Annotated in this window: 1 pseudogene; it reads right to left on the bottom strand. The window is 50.7% G+C overall.

From position 1 onward, the window contains the following. Positions 1-51 precede the first annotated feature (51 nt). Positions 52-456 (bottom strand): annotated as a pseudogene (locus RTW80_RS27290) (solute:sodium symporter family transporter); the annotation flags it as partial.

Genomic DNA, 456 nt, shown 5'->3' with positions numbered 1-456 from the left:
CCATATTCGTGGCCTGAGTGTCGGTCATGATGAACAGAAAATTCGGGCGTTTCATGGCTTTTCCTTAACGTCGGAAACATAAACAAGCGAAGGGTTACGGCGCTGACGGATGGCATCGATAATGAGATAAATCACGACCCCTGCGGTGATGGAGTAGCTGACGATTGCAAGCCATTGAGTGGAATACCCCCCAAATTGGGCCAGCCCGGCGTAGACGCCAATCATGGCGAAGAGAATACCCACCGAGGCAATTTTCGCGTTACGCCAGGGTGACATGTCCACGGCAAACGCGTCATGGAAGGTAAACGGCGTGTCGCGCGGTTTGAGCCAGCCGATAATCAACATTACCGCCACGTTGATGCAGAACGTGCAGGCCAGAACATAGAGAAAGTGAAAATCGAATTTCACCAGATAATTAATTACGATGTAGCTGCAAATGCCGATAAACAGCGCCAC

The sequence above is a fragment of the Escherichia sp. AM3 genome, assembly GCF_032029835.1.
Taxonomy (GTDB): Bacteria; Pseudomonadota; Gammaproteobacteria; order Enterobacterales; family Enterobacteriaceae; genus Escherichia; species Escherichia coli.
This window is presented reverse-complemented; position numbering and strand designations above follow the sequence as displayed.